Source organism: Maribacter sp., from assembly GCA_020629415.1.
In the GTDB taxonomy this organism is placed as follows: domain Bacteria; phylum Bacteroidota; class Bacteroidia; order Flavobacteriales; family Flavobacteriaceae; genus Maribacter; species Maribacter huludaoensis.
The window spans coordinates 189,942-204,083 of record JAHDDL010000001.1 but is presented as its reverse complement, the minus strand read 5'-3'; the positions used below and the strand labels follow the sequence as shown (position 1 = coordinate 204,083).

The 14,142-nt window shown below is 35.7% G+C and carries 15 protein-coding genes; 7 read left to right on the top strand and 8 right to left on the bottom strand.

Going from position 1 to position 14,142, the window contains the following annotated elements:
- Nucleotides 1–74: 74 nt before the first annotated feature.
- From QZ657_RS00955 to QZ657_RS00945, 3 genes are all read right to left on the bottom strand, one after another.
- A complete protein-coding gene (locus QZ657_RS00955; protein ID WP_291964377.1) occupies nt 75–581 on the bottom strand; it encodes a CAP domain-containing protein in 507 nt (168 codons plus the stop codon).
- Nucleotides 582–837: 256 nt separating this feature from the next.
- Nucleotides 838–1,317, bottom strand: a complete 480-nt coding sequence (locus tag QZ657_RS00950) for a CAP domain-containing protein (protein WP_291964375.1) — start codon at nt 1,315–1,317, stop codon at nt 838–840.
- Nucleotides 1,318–1,504: 187 nt separating this feature from the next.
- Nucleotides 1,505–2,029, bottom strand: a complete 525-nt coding sequence (locus QZ657_RS00945; RefSeq protein ID WP_291964373.1) for a CvpA family protein — start codon at nt 2,027–2,029, stop codon at nt 1,505–1,507.
- 81 nt (nt 2,030–2,110) lie between these two features.
- On the opposite strand from QZ657_RS00945, the gene QZ657_RS00940 reads away from it, so the two are divergent.
- From QZ657_RS00940 to QZ657_RS00930, 3 genes are all read left to right on the top strand, one after another.
- Entirely contained in the window at nt 2,111–2,467 is a 357-nt protein-coding gene (locus QZ657_RS00940) for a hypothetical protein (protein ID WP_291964372.1), read from the top strand.
- A gap of 227 nt (nt 2,468–2,694) precedes the next feature.
- Nucleotides 2,695–4,185 (top strand): glycerol kinase GlpK, encoded by a 1,491-nt coding sequence (gene glpK / locus QZ657_RS00935; RefSeq protein ID WP_291964371.1) that lies wholly within the window; start codon nt 2,695–2,697, stop codon nt 4,183–4,185.
- A gap of 139 nt (nt 4,186–4,324) precedes the next feature.
- Complete coding sequence (locus tag QZ657_RS00930) at nt 4,325–5,992, top strand: glycerol-3-phosphate dehydrogenase/oxidase (protein WP_291959646.1); 1,668 nt, start codon at nt 4,325–4,327, stop codon at nt 5,990–5,992.
- Here the strand turns inward: QZ657_RS00930 and QZ657_RS00925 are convergent.
- The gene (locus QZ657_RS00925) at nt 5,989–6,990 is read right to left on the bottom strand and encodes an NAD(P)H-dependent glycerol-3-phosphate dehydrogenase (protein WP_291964369.1); all 1,002 of its coding nucleotides are present in this window, start codon (nt 6,988–6,990) and stop codon (nt 5,989–5,991) included. The genes QZ657_RS00930 and QZ657_RS00925 overlap by 4 nt on opposite strands.
- A gap of 110 nt (nt 6,991–7,100) precedes the next feature.
- Between QZ657_RS00925 and QZ657_RS00920 the strand changes: the two genes are divergently transcribed.
- Nucleotides 7,101–8,015 (top strand): nicotinic acid mononucleotide adenyltransferase, encoded by a 915-nt coding sequence (locus QZ657_RS00920; protein ID WP_291964368.1) that lies wholly within the window; start codon nt 7,101–7,103, stop codon nt 8,013–8,015.
- A 54-nt stretch (nt 8,016–8,069) separates the two neighbouring features.
- Here the strand turns inward: QZ657_RS00920 and QZ657_RS00915 are convergent, their stop codons facing one another.
- Both QZ657_RS00915 and QZ657_RS00910 read right to left on the bottom strand, forming a co-directional pair.
- Complete coding sequence (locus tag QZ657_RS00915; RefSeq protein WP_291964366.1) at nt 8,070–8,597, bottom strand: DUF421 domain-containing protein; 528 nt, start codon at nt 8,595–8,597, stop codon at nt 8,070–8,072.
- 122 nt (nt 8,598–8,719) lie between these two features.
- Nucleotides 8,720–9,568, bottom strand: coding sequence for a helix-turn-helix domain-containing protein (locus QZ657_RS00910; RefSeq protein WP_291959639.1), 849 nt, complete (start codon nt 9,566–9,568; stop codon nt 8,720–8,722).
- Nucleotides 9,569–9,715: 147 nt separating this feature from the next.
- On the opposite strand from QZ657_RS00910, the gene QZ657_RS00905 reads away from it, so the two are divergent.
- On the top strand, nt 9,716–10,690 hold the full coding sequence (locus QZ657_RS00905; RefSeq protein WP_291964365.1) for a phytanoyl-CoA dioxygenase family protein: 975 nt from the start codon (nt 9,716–9,718) through the stop codon (nt 10,688–10,690).
- Nucleotides 10,691–10,772: 82 nt separating this feature from the next.
- Nucleotides 10,773–12,404, top strand: a complete 1,632-nt coding sequence (locus tag QZ657_RS00900) for a SulP family inorganic anion transporter (protein WP_291959637.1) — start codon at nt 10,773–10,775, stop codon at nt 12,402–12,404.
- A gap of 20 nt (nt 12,405–12,424) precedes the next feature.
- On the opposite strand, the gene QZ657_RS00895 is transcribed toward QZ657_RS00900, so the two are convergent.
- Complete coding sequence (locus QZ657_RS00895) at nt 12,425–12,700, bottom strand: hypothetical protein (protein WP_291959635.1); 276 nt, start codon at nt 12,698–12,700, stop codon at nt 12,425–12,427.
- 220 nt (nt 12,701–12,920) lie between these two features.
- On the opposite strand from QZ657_RS00895, the gene QZ657_RS00890 reads away from it, so the two are divergent.
- A complete protein-coding gene (locus tag QZ657_RS00890; protein ID WP_291964363.1) occupies nt 12,921–13,958 on the top strand; it encodes a lactonase family protein in 1,038 nt (345 codons plus the stop codon).
- On the opposite strand, the gene QZ657_RS00885 is transcribed toward QZ657_RS00890, so the two are convergent.
- Nucleotides 13,955–14,142: thioredoxin family protein (locus QZ657_RS00885; RefSeq protein ID WP_291964361.1), on the bottom strand; the 188-nt coding region annotated here is incomplete at its 5' end. The genes QZ657_RS00890 and QZ657_RS00885 overlap by 4 nt on opposite strands.

The window sequence follows — 14,142 nt, the reverse complement described above, 5'->3', positions numbered from 1 at the left end:
TTCACCTAAAAGGTAAGCATAAAAAATGCCTTTGCAGCGCAAAGGCATATATGGAAAATGAGTAATCAATTTTGTTATTGTACAAATATTTGCGTGAAATAATACTCCCCGTTGTTGTCTTGATTAATACTGATTGCCGAATAGATGAAATTGCCTTCAATATTTTTTTTGTGTCCGGGGTTTTTTAACCATGCAGCAAAAGCATCCTCTATGGTTTCATAGTTACGAGCAACATTTTCAGACACAAAATCGGCGTCCAATTGTTCAGAAATATATTCTGCGCGTTTACTAAAATTATCATGACTTGTGTTTTTTTTAGAAATCATATAATTGGTATGAAGGCTTGCATAGTAGTAAGTGGCGTTTTCAAAAACCAGTTCATTTAAACCAAGTTCTATTCTATAGTTATTTATTAATTGAAAAAGTTCTGCTTCAATTGTGCTATGATTTTTAGAAGAAGCTAGGGTGTATTTTGTTAATATATATTCAGAATTTTCTTCGTAATCCGTAGAATTTTGGTTTTTTGAACAAGATGATAAAAGGGCTAAAATTAGAGCTGAATAGATGAAGGTGGATTTCATGTAGGGAAACTATTTTTTAGTGAGTGCCAAAAATAGTCTTGTTGATTAGCGCTAGTATTAAATCATCTACACAGGGTCTTAAAAATTCGTTAAGCTACCCATAATGGTGATATTCAGGTCTCTCGCTAAATTGTATTTAATATTACACCGTAGAAAAGTGCATTTCATATAATTTATTGCCGGCATCTACATTTAAAATACTCCAGCTATATATAATTATTAAAAGCCTTTGAATAGGTAGAAAAGTTATATGGATTTACTGCTTATAGAATAGTTGGGTAAAGTAGAAGTTGCCAAAGTCATCTTTCTTGACACTTATTCCGGTATGGGTAAAATCGCCCTCCATTGTTTTTTTATGACTACTACTTATATACCATCCTTCAAAAGCTTCTAGGGCAGTTTGATAATCTTTGGCTACATTTTCTGCAACCATTTCAACACTTATTTCAGAATCAATTTTAGATGCTCTTGAACTGAAGTTGTCATGACTAATGCTACCTTTAGAAATCATATAATCTGTATGGAGATTGGCATATCTGTAAGCTACGTCACTAAAAGCCAATGTATTAGTGTTTATGCTTAATCTGTGTTCATTAACAATGTCAAGTAGGTCCTGTTCTATAGTTAAAACGTTTTCAGCTTCAAGCACTGGCGCTTCATCAAGAGATTCGCTAGTACAAGAACCAAGAAAAAGCAATAAAAAGACAGGGACCGCATAAAGCAATCTCATTTTCATATAGGTGTCTTTTAAATATATAGCCTCTCGGCGTAGCGACGTAGGTAAAAAGTTAAGAGTGTTCTAAGCTCTCGTAATCGATTTGGGTTATCGATAGAGTAATATTATAGAAAAATTAAATGCTGGGTATCAACAAAAATGCATATTCGATAAAGTGTATAAAAAGTAAGATTAGCGGATAATGCCATTATATGATTATTGGCTTCTCTGAAGTCTGACTTGGAGGAGCTTCACGTACCAGAACGGTGTCAAAAATTAGGGCTCCAATATCTTTTATAGGTTGATATAAGATAGATTCCGCTTTAGTTTCTTCTGTAATCACATTAAAGGTGCTGTCCATGCGATCAATAAATATGAAAGCGGCACCTAATAAAATGGCAATTTTTAAAGTTCCGAAAATACCGCCCGCAATTTTATTCAACGTACCAAGCATAGCAAAATTGGCAACTTTGGTCAATAGCTTTCCAATTAAATTTACAATGATAATGATAAGCACTAGCGTAATTACAAAGGCAATGATACTCATATTGCGTTCATTCCAATTCAAGTGCTCGGATAAATGTTCACCTGTGATATATGAAAAATGGATAGCTCCAAAAATACCTGCAATAAGTGCAACAATAGAGGCTATTTCCATAAAAAGTCCGTTCTTATATCCTTTCCATAGACCCCATATTAAAGGTAATCCAAGTAAAATATCCAAAAGCCCCATTTGTAAAGTGTTTTAACAAATATAGAACTTTGATTTGTACCTTTGCAAGGTCTGTAGCATACTACAGTTGATGTTAATATTATGGCTAGGGATATACAATTAAAAGAACGGTGGGAATTATTGGTAGAAAAGCTTTCAACAAAGTTTTCTGACGGTGACCCTCTAGAATTAGATGCTATTGTTTACTTGGTTGGAGTTCAGGAATTAGGACAGTACCACAGAAAATATAAAAAGGACGATAAGTTAGATTTAATGCATATAGCTATATGTCGTCTTTTAGAACCTTATGGCTTCTATGAATTTAGTTTTTTCGATGAAGACGGTTGGCCTCATTACAATGTGCTTGAAGAATTACCTTCTTTAAAGGCAGGGGAACAAACCGTACTTATGAAAGAAGCTATCGTAAATTATTTTATAGAAAAAGGGTTTATCAAGTAAACGATTTAAAAAGCCTGTTACACGTACATTTTTACCTCTATTGGAATAATAGGGAATAATAGCTATGGCAATATGGCCGAGTGCTTTAGTTGATAGGAAGAAATAAGCCTTATGGCATGAGGATGTAGTTTTAGTAATAGTAGGTACAAGTCTGCCAATTGTTGCACTGTTCGCTGCTTTGTAATGAGTTTTATTTCCGCTATATTTAGAGAAATAACTTAAAGCACATGTCAAGGCAATTTATAGTATCATTAGATCAGGGAACTACAAGCTCTAGGGCTTTGTTGGTAGACCATGACGGTACCATTAAAGGTATGGTCCAAAAAGAATTCAAACAGATTTTTCCAAAATCGGGTTGGGTAGAACATGACCCAAAAGAAATCCTATCCTCTCAGATGGCTGTTTTAAAAGAGCTTCTTGAAAAGGAAAATGTACAGCCTAAAGAGATAGTAGGTATAGGGATCACCAACCAAAGGGAAACAACGGTAGTTTGGGACAAAAATACGGGAGAACCGGTATATAATGCCATTGTTTGGCAAGACAAACGAACGGCGGATATTTGTGAACACCTAAAGAAAATAGGGTTGACAGAACATGTAAAGAAAACTACGGGGCTGGTAATTGATTCCTATTTTTCAGGTACCAAAGTAAAGTGGATATTGGATAATGTTGATGGCGCCAAAGAAAAAGCCAAGGCTGGAGATTTGTTAATGGGTACTATTGATACTTGGTTGGTATGGAACATGACCAAGGACCACAACCACCTAACCGATTATACGAACGCTTCTAGAACCATGATCTATGATATCGTAAATTTAAAATGGGACGATAAAATGCTAAAAGCGTTGGATATACCCAAAACAATGTTGCCGGAAGTAAAGCCATCTTCTGCCCATTTTGGCGATTATGAGTTAAAGGGAGTTAAGATACCAATTGCAGGTATAGCGGGCGATCAGCAGGCAGCATTATTTGGGCAAGCTTGTTTTAAAAATGGATCGGCAAAGAATACCTACGGTACGGGCTGTTTTATGCTAATGAATACTGGCGAAAAACCCCAGTTCTCAAAAAACGGATTGTTGACGACTATAGCCTATGGTCTAGATGGTAAAGTTAATTATGCTTTAGAAGGAAGTATTTTTATTGCAGGAGCAGCGATCCAATGGTTAAGAGATGGTTTGGAACTTATTAAGGATGCCAAAGAAACCGAAGAATTGGCAAATTCTATTGAGGGGGAGAATCCGGTTTACGTGGTGCCGGCATTTGCAGGTCTTGGAGCACCTTATTGGGATATGTATGCTAGAGGCGCGGTTTTTGGTCTAACTAGGGATACCGGTAAAGCACATTTGGCAAAGGCAACATTAGAGGCATTGGCATACCAAACCAAAGATATATTAAAGGCAATGGAAGATGATTCTGGTATTCAATTAAAGAATCTAAGGGTTGACGGCGGTGCCTGTGCAAATAATCATTTAATGCAGTTCCAGGCAGATATTTTAGATTCTGAGGTTCACCGACCAGAAATTATTGAATCTACAGCAATGGGTGCAGCTTTTCTTGCAGGAATTCAAGTTGACTTTTGGAAGCAAACTGACATTGATCAAAGTCGACCAATGGACCGAATTTTTAAGCCTACTTTTGATCGGGTAAAAAGAAAGCGTTTGTACAAAAAATGGCAAAAGGCTGTAGTACGATCAAAAGGTTGGGAAGAAGAAGAGTAGCATAAATATCAATTTTACAATTTATTAATTTTATAGAGCATAGAATAGCATAACACTAGTTCTATCTTTGCCTATAAATGTTAGGTTTTGGTCCAATATAGACCAAAATGAACGTTTTAATCAAAACAGACATCTACTGATGAAGAATATAAAATTTACCAATTTAGAACGTCAAAAAACAATAGATCAACTAGAATCTGAAGATTTTGATTTAGTAGTAATAGGAGGGGGAATTACCGGCGGCGGTATTGCATTAGATGCTGCATCACGTGGGTTAAAAGTAGCGGTATTCGAAAAAGGGGATTTTGCTTCTGGTACCAGTAGTAAGTCTACCAAGCTAATACATGGCGGACTTCGATATTTAAAGCAATTTGATTTTTGGTTGGTTAAAGAAGTAGGCTCAGAACGTGCAATTGTACATAAATTGGCGCCTCATTTGGTATTGCCCGAAAAAATGTTACTGCCATTAATAGAAAATGGATCTTATGGTAAATGGTTAACATCCATTGGTCTTAAAGTATATGATATTCTTGCTCAGGTAACGGGTGATGATAAGCGAAAGATGCTTGAAAAGAAGGAAGCCTTAAAATTGGAACCTTTATTACCTAAAAAGATCTTGAACGGAGCGGGATATTATGCCGAATATAGGACCGATGATGCTCGTTTAACAATCGAAAATATAAAAACTAGCCTTTTGTTCGGTGCACAAGCATTGAATTATGCCAAGGTAAATGAGTTTATATATGATAACGAAAAAGTTGCCGGGGTCAAAGTTATAGATGAGCTTACGGGTAAGGAATTTACGGTTAAATCTAAATATGTAATCAGCGCAGCTGGTCCATGGGTAGATGAATTAAGAAGCCTTAATAATTCTAAAAAAGGAAAACAGCTTCATTTAACAAAAGGGGTGCATTTAGTTTTTCCATATGAAAAATTACCTGTAAAACAATCTTGTTATTTTGATATACCAGATGGTAGAATGATGTTTGCCATTCCTAGAGGTAAAATAACTTATGTGGGTACTACGGATACCAACTATAATGATAATAAGAACAAGGTAAGAACAGATCTGGCCGATGCTATTTATTTGATTTCAGCGGTTAATAATATGTTCCCTGATATTAATCTTGAATTGGAAGATATAGTTTCCTCTTGGGCAGGTTTACGTCCTCTTATTCATGAAGAAGGTAAATCTGCTTCAGAACTTTCCCGAAAAGATGAGATTTTTGTGTCCGATACAGGTTTAATAAGTATAGCCGGTGGTAAATTAACGGGTTATAGAAAAATGGCAGAAAGAGTGGTTGATCGCATTGCCAAAAAAATGGAAGAGGACCATGACATTAAATTAAAGGAATGTTACACAGAGAAAATATTTTTATGCGGTAATGTAGATTTTAAGAAATTCAAGCATGTTAAAAAGTACATTGAAGAGGTATATGTAAAAATTAAAGATGACGGTTTTACAAAGCATGATGCTTGGTTTTTGGTAACTAATTACGGTAAGCAAACAGAGACTATTCTAGAGAATTATAAGGGGATAGTAGAAGCCGATAATTATGTGAGATTGGCCAAAGCAGAATTGGCGTTCGGTATTAATTTTGAAATGGTACAAACCCCTATGGATTTCTTTATTAGAAGAACAGGGAGACTTTATTTTGATATAGACAGTGTTAGAACGCTAATGGAGCCTTTACTGGCAGAGTTTCAAAATAAGTTTAAGGTAAGCGATGAGGTCGTTGAGGATTGGAGGACTACTTTAAACGCGGAATTGAAAGAGCATTCAGATTTTTCACTAGAGAGACGTTAATCTAACTTATCGGTTAAATCAAGAAATACCTTTTTAGGGTTTTTATTTTCATAGAGAACTTTATAAACTGCGTCAATTATAGGAGTTTTGACCTTTTTTGTAAAGTTCTCTTTTATATTATAAGCACTTTTTGCGGCATAGTATCCTTCGGCGATCATATTCATTTCCATTTGTGCACTTTTTACGGTGTAGCCCTTTCCGATCATATTGCCGAACATTCTGTTTCGGCTAAATATAGAATATCCGGTAACCAGTAAATCTCCTAAATAGGCAGATTTATTAATGTTACGGTCTAGCTTATGAATGCGTTTTGTATACCGTTTCATTTCACGAATGGCATTACTCATTAACACACTTTGAAAGTTGTCGCCATATCCCAATCCGTGGGCTATACCAGCTGCTATGGCATAGATGTTCTTTAACATAGCAGCATATTCGGTACCGATAATATCTTTGCTTATACTGGTTTTAATATAATTACTGGATAAATTATGGGCTATCAATTCTGCCTTTTCAGTATCTGCACAGGCAATGGTTAAATATGATAGGCGCTCCATTGCCACTTCTTCTGCATGGCAAGGGCCTGTAATAACACCAATATTTTCAAAAGGAATATCATAAGTAGTATGAAAATGCTCGCCAACTATCAATCCTGATTCTGGCACGATACCTTTAATTGCCGAAAAGATAATTTTATCTTTCAAAGAAGCTTCTAATTTTTCTAATTCTCCGACTAAAAATGCAGAAGGAATTGCAAAAATTAAAACATCTGCAAAGTTAGCTGCTTCATTAATATCATCTGTCAAGAACAGTTGCTCTGGTTGAAACTCTACCGAAGTAAGGTAATTTGGGTTATGTTTTTGAGTTTTAATATGCTCCATAGCATCTGCATTGCGCATATACCAGCCTATTTTTTCTTGATTGTTGGTCAACATTTTTACAATGGCCGTAGCCCAACTTCCTCCTCCTAAAACCGCAAATTTCGCATTCTCGTTCATGGTGTAAATTTACCAATTATTTAGATGATCATAATATGATTAGAATCAGTCTTGTAAAAATTTTGGCATGGAGATTGTTTCTAGGTAGGTAACCTATTAAATGAAATCTTATGAAAACAATAAAACTACTTACAGGATATTTCCTATTGGCAACTTTAATGGTCTCTTGTTATACAGAAGTAATTATTGAAGATGATTTTATAGAGGAATCGGCATTCAATACCGATCAAGTTTTACAAAGTTATGATTTATGGTATGTAGATATTAATGCAACTAGAGGTAATGGCGAAGTGCCTTTTTTGCAAAGGGCATTTACGGTTTCTTTTGATCGCGGAGTGCTTTATGCCAACAATAATATTGTGGGAATTGGTAAAACAGGTGGTGGCTATGGTATTGATGTAGGTACTTATGGTACACTTAGGGGTACCGTAGACATAGCTCATGATATTGACGGTTCTTGGTTTTTAGAGGTTTATGCGGTAAACAATAATACAATAGAGTTGTACGATGCCGGTACGGATACCTCATACTATCTTAAAGGATATCAGATCAATAACTTTGACTATGATATGGTGTTCTACGACAATATCAATTATTTCATACAGGAATATGATGCTTGGGAGAAAATTTACACCAGTGAAGCAGGTGCGTTGAATGATTTTGACAACGAAAATTACTTACAGTTTTTGCCAAGCTTTTTCAGGTCTTCCGTAAATGCGCCAAATACTAATGTTTCTAATTTACAGTGGGATTTTGAAGGGGAATATCAAGTCTATAATATACAAGGAGATAACACATTAAAAACCTTGACTTTAGATTATGATTTCTTTGGTAACGATTACTTTGAGCTATATGTTATTAATGATAGTACTATAGAACTATACCACCCAGATAGCGGTACAACGTATGAATTTAGAGGTAGAGGATACCAAGAGTATTTAAAATCTGCAAAAGGTTCTGAAAGTAAAAAAAGAGTTAAATCTTCTAACCCTACGATGAAGGTAGAACGTAAGAAGGCAAAATAGTTTTTAGGTTGATTGTCTCAAAAGTGTCCTATAAGGTATATATAGGGCACTTTTTTATGCACTTTTCTTAACGTCTTCCATTATTATAGAATCAACATCTAATTCTTTGTCCGTATGTAGAACAGAGATATCACCTGTAGTTTCAAATATAACGGCTTTTACTTCAGAGAGCTGTAGAACGTTTGCTTCACGTAATTTTCCCATTAAATCAGCTTGGCTTACCAATGCTTTTTTTAAGTTCTCTGAAAGAATAGTTCCATTTTCCATTAACAGTATTGGTGAATTGGTCATAACCTTTTGTGCCGCATTTGATGATGACAACAATTTAGCGAACAAAGCTTGTAGCCCTGCTAACAAAGCAATTGAAACCAAGGCGGGCATTAAACTGGAAACGGGCTTGTTTACCGCATCGGCTAAAATTGATCCCATAGCAATAGTTACCGCAAAGTCAAAACTTGTCATTTTGGCAAACGTTCTTTTACCGGTTACCCTAGTAATGAACATCATATATAAATAGACAAAGACTGCCGCAATACAAATTTGAAAAACAGTTTTTAGGGTAAGAGGATCAAAAATTTCCATGGTTGAATTTTAGAGGTTGTACACTTTACTTAAGAGTTGAAAAAGTGTATGCATTATGCTTTGCTAAAATTAACACGGTATGGTTTTAATTGTTTCCTCTATAGGTTATAATACTATTGCAATTAATTATTTTGAAGTCTTTTTTTAAATGCTGATGGATTTTCTCCTGTTACCTTTTTAAAAGTTCTGTTGAAGTACGATAGACTTTCAAATCCACATTCAAAACAGGTTTCGCTCACATTTTTTCCGTTCAGTAATAAACGTTGCGATTGACTGATGCGATATTGATTTAAGAATTCAATAAAGGTACTACCCGTTGCTTTTTTAAAATAGCGACAAAAAGCAGGTTTGGTCAAATTACAGAATTTGGCAACTTCATCCACAGAAATTTTACCCTGGTAGCGTTCATCGATCAATGCATAAATATCACGAATTCTACTTTGCTCCTTTTTGCTGTATCTGTTTTTGTAAGGTTTTTTATGTAATAATTCAAATTCGTTGCTTTGAGAAAGTCTTTTAAGAATATTCATGATAGCCATAAAATATTCAAAAGGTTTTAAGGTGTGGAGTTCTTTTAATAATTCGCCTACCACTTTTTTAGTTTCTCCATGAAAAGCAATTCCGTATCTGGATAGATCTAATAACCTGTTTAAGTTTTTTAATTCTGGAATAGGGTCTACAAAAGTGTCTTTAAAAGTAGGTTTAATATGTAAAACCTCTTCACGATAGGTAGTCTTAACACCGTAGTCAAAATTTAGATGTGGTATGTTAGAGCCAATAAGAACCAAATCTGTTTCTTCATACTCAGAAATGTGGTCTCCTACATGTCTTGTGCCGTTGGCGCCTTCAATATATACCAGTTCATATTCCGGATGAAAATGCCAATAAAAAAGATGGCTAAGTTTAGGGTCATGTAACAGCCTAAACGGGCTTTTAGAAGCGGGGTCAATAGTTTCTAATTCTACCTTCATAAGATTAAATGTAACAAAATTGCAGTTAAATTTAATGAGGTGTACCTAAAAAATCAATATCGTTCAAATTATGGTCAATACAACGGTAGTTCAAATTGCTAATGCTCAGTAGTTTTATAAACATATCAACCTTAAAATTCTTAAACGATGCAACAGACAAATAATAAAGTTGAGCAGGGTAATAAAGCACATAAAGATATGCCAGGTAATCCATCAACAGCAACAAGCAGTAAACAAAAATTGAACGATAGATCTAATGGAAAACCACTTCGTGTACTCAGCGAAGAAGATTGGAAATTCTGGATAGAAAATGGGTATATAGTAATAAAGAATGCGGTGTCCCTAAAGCAAGCAAAAGCAACTGCAGATTTTCTTTGGGAGTTTGATGAAAAGAGCCCTACAGATTCTTCAACATGGTACGCTCCGCCAAGGGCAGAAATGCAAATGAAAGAATTAACGGGAACGGGAATGGTTGAGGTGTATAACCATCAACACTTATGGAACAATAGACAAACGAAAAGAGTATATGATGCCTTTGTAGATGTTTGGGGAACAGATAAACTTTGGGTGACTATTGATCGTGCAAATTTGAATTTTCCATTGCCGGCAGGTGTAGACAAGAAAGGATTTATACATTGGGATTATGACCCGGAAACAAAACCACAAAATGTTCAAGGAGTATTGGCTCTAGCAGACCAAGATGACGAAAATATGGGAGGCTTTCAATGTATACCGTGGTTATATCGCAATTATGATTCATGGAAACTGACACAGCCAGAGGACCGTGATCGTTTTCAGCCTTCATTGGTTGGTTTGGAGGATAAAATTGTAAAAGTGAAAATGAAGGCGGGCGATCTGTTAATTTTTAACAGTACGGAACCCCATGGCATTAGACCCAATAAGTCTAAGGATAAAGTTAGAATAGCACAGTACATTTCAATGATGCCTGCCGAGCCAGAAAATGAAGAAATGCGCCTTTGGAGAGTCAATTCCTGGAAAAACAGAATTGCACCAGAAGGGTATGCTTTTCCGGGTGATCCACGTAAATGGGAGCAAACCAAATATGATACTGCTAAATTATCACCTTTAGGAGAGAAGTTATTGGGATTAAAAGCCTGGTAGACAGATAATATGGTAATATTCTGTTAGTTAGTGGTGAGGCCGGTAAATATGACTTATTTTTGCGCCCTTAAATTCATCGAGCATGCAGAAGTACCTCAATATTTTCGATTTCAACCAAAAAGTAGATTATAAGAATGAAATTTTAGCAGGATTAACGGTTGCAATGACAATGATTCCTGAATCGTTGATGTTCGCTATTCTTGCAGGGTTTTCTCCATTAGTAGGTTTGTATGGGGCATTTATAATGGGTTTGGTTACCGCGATATTTGGGGGTAGGCCTGGGTTAATTTCTGGTGGTGCCGGGGCAACGGTAGTTGTACTAATGGCATTAATGAACTCTCATGGTTTAGAATATGTTTTTGCCGCGGTTGCTATGGCCGGTGTTTTTCAATTGATCGTGGGCTTTTTAAAGTTGGGTAAATTTATACGTTTGGTTCCACAGCCGGTAATGTTCGGGTTTGTTAACGGTTTGGCCATTATCATTTTTATGGCTCAAATGGATCAATTTAAAGTAGGTGTGGGCGATGCCGCAGTTTGGTTAACAGGTACCACATTGTATACCATGGTAGGCTTGGTGCTGTTTACCATTGCAATAATTGTTTTTGTTCCTAAACTTACTAAAGCTGTACCGGCTTCATTGATAGGTATTATTGTAGTTTTTCTAATAGTATATTTTTTAGATATTGAGACCAAACAAGTAGTTGATATCATTAATCAAGATACGTTGCCTGGAGAAAAATTAAAGTCACTTAGTGGGTCGTTACCTTCTTTTCACATTCCATCTATTCCTTTTACATTAGAAGCTTTTAAGATTATCTTGCCTTATGGATTGATTATGGCTGCTGTTGGTCTTACAGAAGGGCTGTTGACCTTGAATTTGGTAGATGAAATTACGAATACCAAAGGTAACAGTAATAGAGAATGTTTGGCACAAGGTGGAGCAAACATATTAAATGGTTTCTTTGGCGGTATGGGCGGTTGTCCAATGATCGCACAAACATTGGTTAACCTTTCTGCCGGTTCAAGAGCACGGTTATCTGGTATTATTGCAGCGTTGACCATATTATTGATAATATTGTTTGGTGCCCCGGTAATAGAGTTGGTACCTATAGCGGCCTTGGTAGGTGTTATGGTCATGGTTTCCGTTGGTACGTTTGAGTGGGCAAGTTTTAAAGCTTTAAGAAGAATGCCAAGATCAGATATTTTTGTAATGATATTGGTTACGTTGATCACGGTATTCCTGCATAATTTGGCATTGGCGGTATTGATCGGTGTAATCATTTCGGCATTGGTATTTGCTTGGGAAAGTGCCAAGAGAATTAGGGCTAGAAAGTATGTAGATGAGCATGGCGTAAAGCACTATGAAATCTACGGTCCTTTATTCTTTGGTTCCACAACGCTTTTTAATGAAAAATTTGATGTACAAGGGGACCCCAGCGAAGTAATTATCGATTTTAAAGAAAGCCGTGTTTCCGACATGAGCGGTATAGAGGCTTTGAACAAAATTACCGAGCGCTATGCCCAAGTAGGTAAAAAGGTTCATTTACGACACTTAAGTAATGATTGTATACGGTTGTTGGCCGCTGCAGATGACATTATCGATGTCAACGTAATGGAAGACCCTACGTACAAGGTTATGGTAGATAAACCTCTTTCCAAGTCAAAGGATGATGATCCAGAAACAAAAAATCCATTTAAGCTGTGGGGCTTATAAAAGCATGTATCTGGTAATTGCTATGACACAAATTTATAAATAGCATAAAAAGTACCTAGAACTATAGCTATAGAAATTATGTAGATTCCTATTTCTTGTAAGCTGTCTTTTTTTGCTTGCGCTCTTATTTTGTCACGCACTAATTTACGCTCAAAATCGGTGAGTTCTTTGAAGTGTAATTTGGTTTCCTGTGTATAATCTAAATAATCTTTGCGTAATTCTCTAAAGCTTCTACTTTTTTTAAGTAGTGCTCTGTTCGCTTTTATTACTTTCATTGGTTGTCCTCCGTATCCCATCGTTCTTTCTTTCTTATATGTAGTAAAAACGGCTATTTTGTTACAGAAAATTGAATTAATCGTATTTTTTGAACGATTCTTTTATATTTTTATCAATCAATATAAGTTCTCTCTTATTCAATTTTCAGAATTGATTTTTGAATTTTATATCCAAAAAATAAAGAATAAAATAGGTTTATTTACTATAATTATAGGGTTGATTATTTTAAACAGTTGTAAGGTGGAAGAGTTAAAAAATGAGCAAGTTCTCTTTGTAGGAACATATACCGATAATGGTAGCGAGGGAATATATAAGTTCAATTTCAACCCGGATACGGGCGAATTGACAAATAAGACGTTGGCTGCTAAAATTAAAAATCCCTCTTATATAGCATTTTCGCCTGATAGAAATTCTTTATATGCAGTTAGCGAGGTAGATGATTATAAGGAGAACAATGGTTCTATCACAGCTTTTAACGTAAAGGATACAGCTTTGGTTAAAATAAATGAGCAATCCACTTATGGCGCAAACCCATGTTATGTAGGGGTAAGTGATAGTGGTCAATTGGTAGCTGTGGCAAATTACACGGGAGGAAACGTAGCAGTATATGGGGCATCGGTTAATGGATTGAATTCAGATGCCCAAATTATTGATCACAAGTTGCTTGATTCTACTAAAAAAGCACATGCACACATGGCCTCTTTTATTAACGACGAGTTAGTTGTTTCCGATCTTGGATTAGATCGTATTAAAAAATATACGCAAGCAAATGGTGGTTTTGTGGAAAGCAAGCAGAAAGAATTGATACTTGCGGAAGGTGCAGGTCCTAGACATTTTGTAACCTCTGCCGGTGAAGAATTTCTTTATGTAATCAATGAATTGAATTCTACCATAACCATGTTCAGGAAAGAGGCTGGTAAGTATCACGGCAAAGATACTTATGCTACAGTAGCATCAAATTTTGAAGGGGAAAGCTATTGTGCAGATCTTCACTTATCGCCTGATGGTAAATACCTTTATGGTACAAATAGAGGGGAGAATACTATGGTCATATTTAAGGTCGATGCAACTACCGGTAACTTAGAATTAGTAGGTAGGGAGTCTGTAAAGGGCGATTGGCCAAGAAACTTTACTATTGACCCTACGGGTAAATATGTACTGGTAGCAAATCAACGTAGTAACAATATAGTTGTTTTTAATAGAGATGCGGAAAATGGCACGCTACGTTTTGTTAGCCAGGTTGATTTGCCTAGTCCAGTATGTTTAATATTCTATTAATTAGATTTAATAATATGTAATAGATCATTTTTAGGTACTACACCAGATTGTCTCCAAACCTGTTTGCCGTCTTTAAAAAGAATCATAGTAGGTATACCCCTAACTTGGTACTGAGAAGCTAAAGTTTGATTTTTATCTACGTCTATTTTAACAATTTTAATAGCGTCGCCTAAATCTCCTTTTA

Excerpts from the sequence above, each read along its gene's own strand:
- QZ657_RS00950 (WP_291964375.1), bottom strand. The coding sequence starts at position 1,317 with ATGAAAATGAGATTGCTTTATGCGGTCCCTGTCTTTTTATTGCTTTTT.
- QZ657_RS00930 (WP_291959646.1), top strand. The coding sequence starts at position 4,325 with ATGAAGAATATAAAATTTACCAATTTAGAACGTCAAAAAACAATAGAT.
- QZ657_RS00915 (WP_291964366.1), bottom strand. The coding sequence starts at position 8,597 with ATGGAAATTTTTGATCCTCTTACCCTAAAAACTGTTTTTCAAATTTGT.
- QZ657_RS00920 (WP_291964368.1), top strand. The coding sequence starts at position 7,101 with ATGAAAACAATAAAACTACTTACAGGATATTTCCTATTGGCAACTTTA.
- QZ657_RS00955 (WP_291964377.1), bottom strand. The coding sequence starts at position 581 with ATGAAATCCACCTTCATCTATTCAGCTCTAATTTTAGCCCTTTTATCA.
- QZ657_RS00905 (WP_291964365.1), top strand. The coding sequence starts at position 9,716 with ATGCAACAGACAAATAATAAAGTTGAGCAGGGTAATAAAGCACATAAA.
- glpK (WP_291964371.1), top strand. The coding sequence starts at position 2,695 with ATGTCAAGGCAATTTATAGTATCATTAGATCAGGGAACTACAAGCTCT.
- QZ657_RS00900 (WP_291959637.1), top strand. The coding sequence starts at position 10,773 with ATGCAGAAGTACCTCAATATTTTCGATTTCAACCAAAAAGTAGATTAT.
- QZ657_RS00925 (WP_291964369.1), bottom strand. The coding sequence starts at position 6,990 with ATGAACGAGAATGCGAAATTTGCGGTTTTAGGAGGAGGAAGTTGGGCT.
- QZ657_RS00910 (WP_291959639.1), bottom strand. The coding sequence starts at position 9,568 with ATGAAGGTAGAATTAGAAACTATTGACCCCGCTTCTAAAAGCCCGTTT.
- QZ657_RS00940 (WP_291964372.1), top strand. The coding sequence starts at position 2,111 with ATGGCTAGGGATATACAATTAAAAGAACGGTGGGAATTATTGGTAGAA.
- QZ657_RS00945 (WP_291964373.1), bottom strand. The coding sequence starts at position 2,029 with ATGGGGCTTTTGGATATTTTACTTGGATTACCTTTAATATGGGGTCTA.
- QZ657_RS00895 (WP_291959635.1), bottom strand. The coding sequence starts at position 12,700 with ATGGGATACGGAGGACAACCAATGAAAGTAATAAAAGCGAACAGAGCA.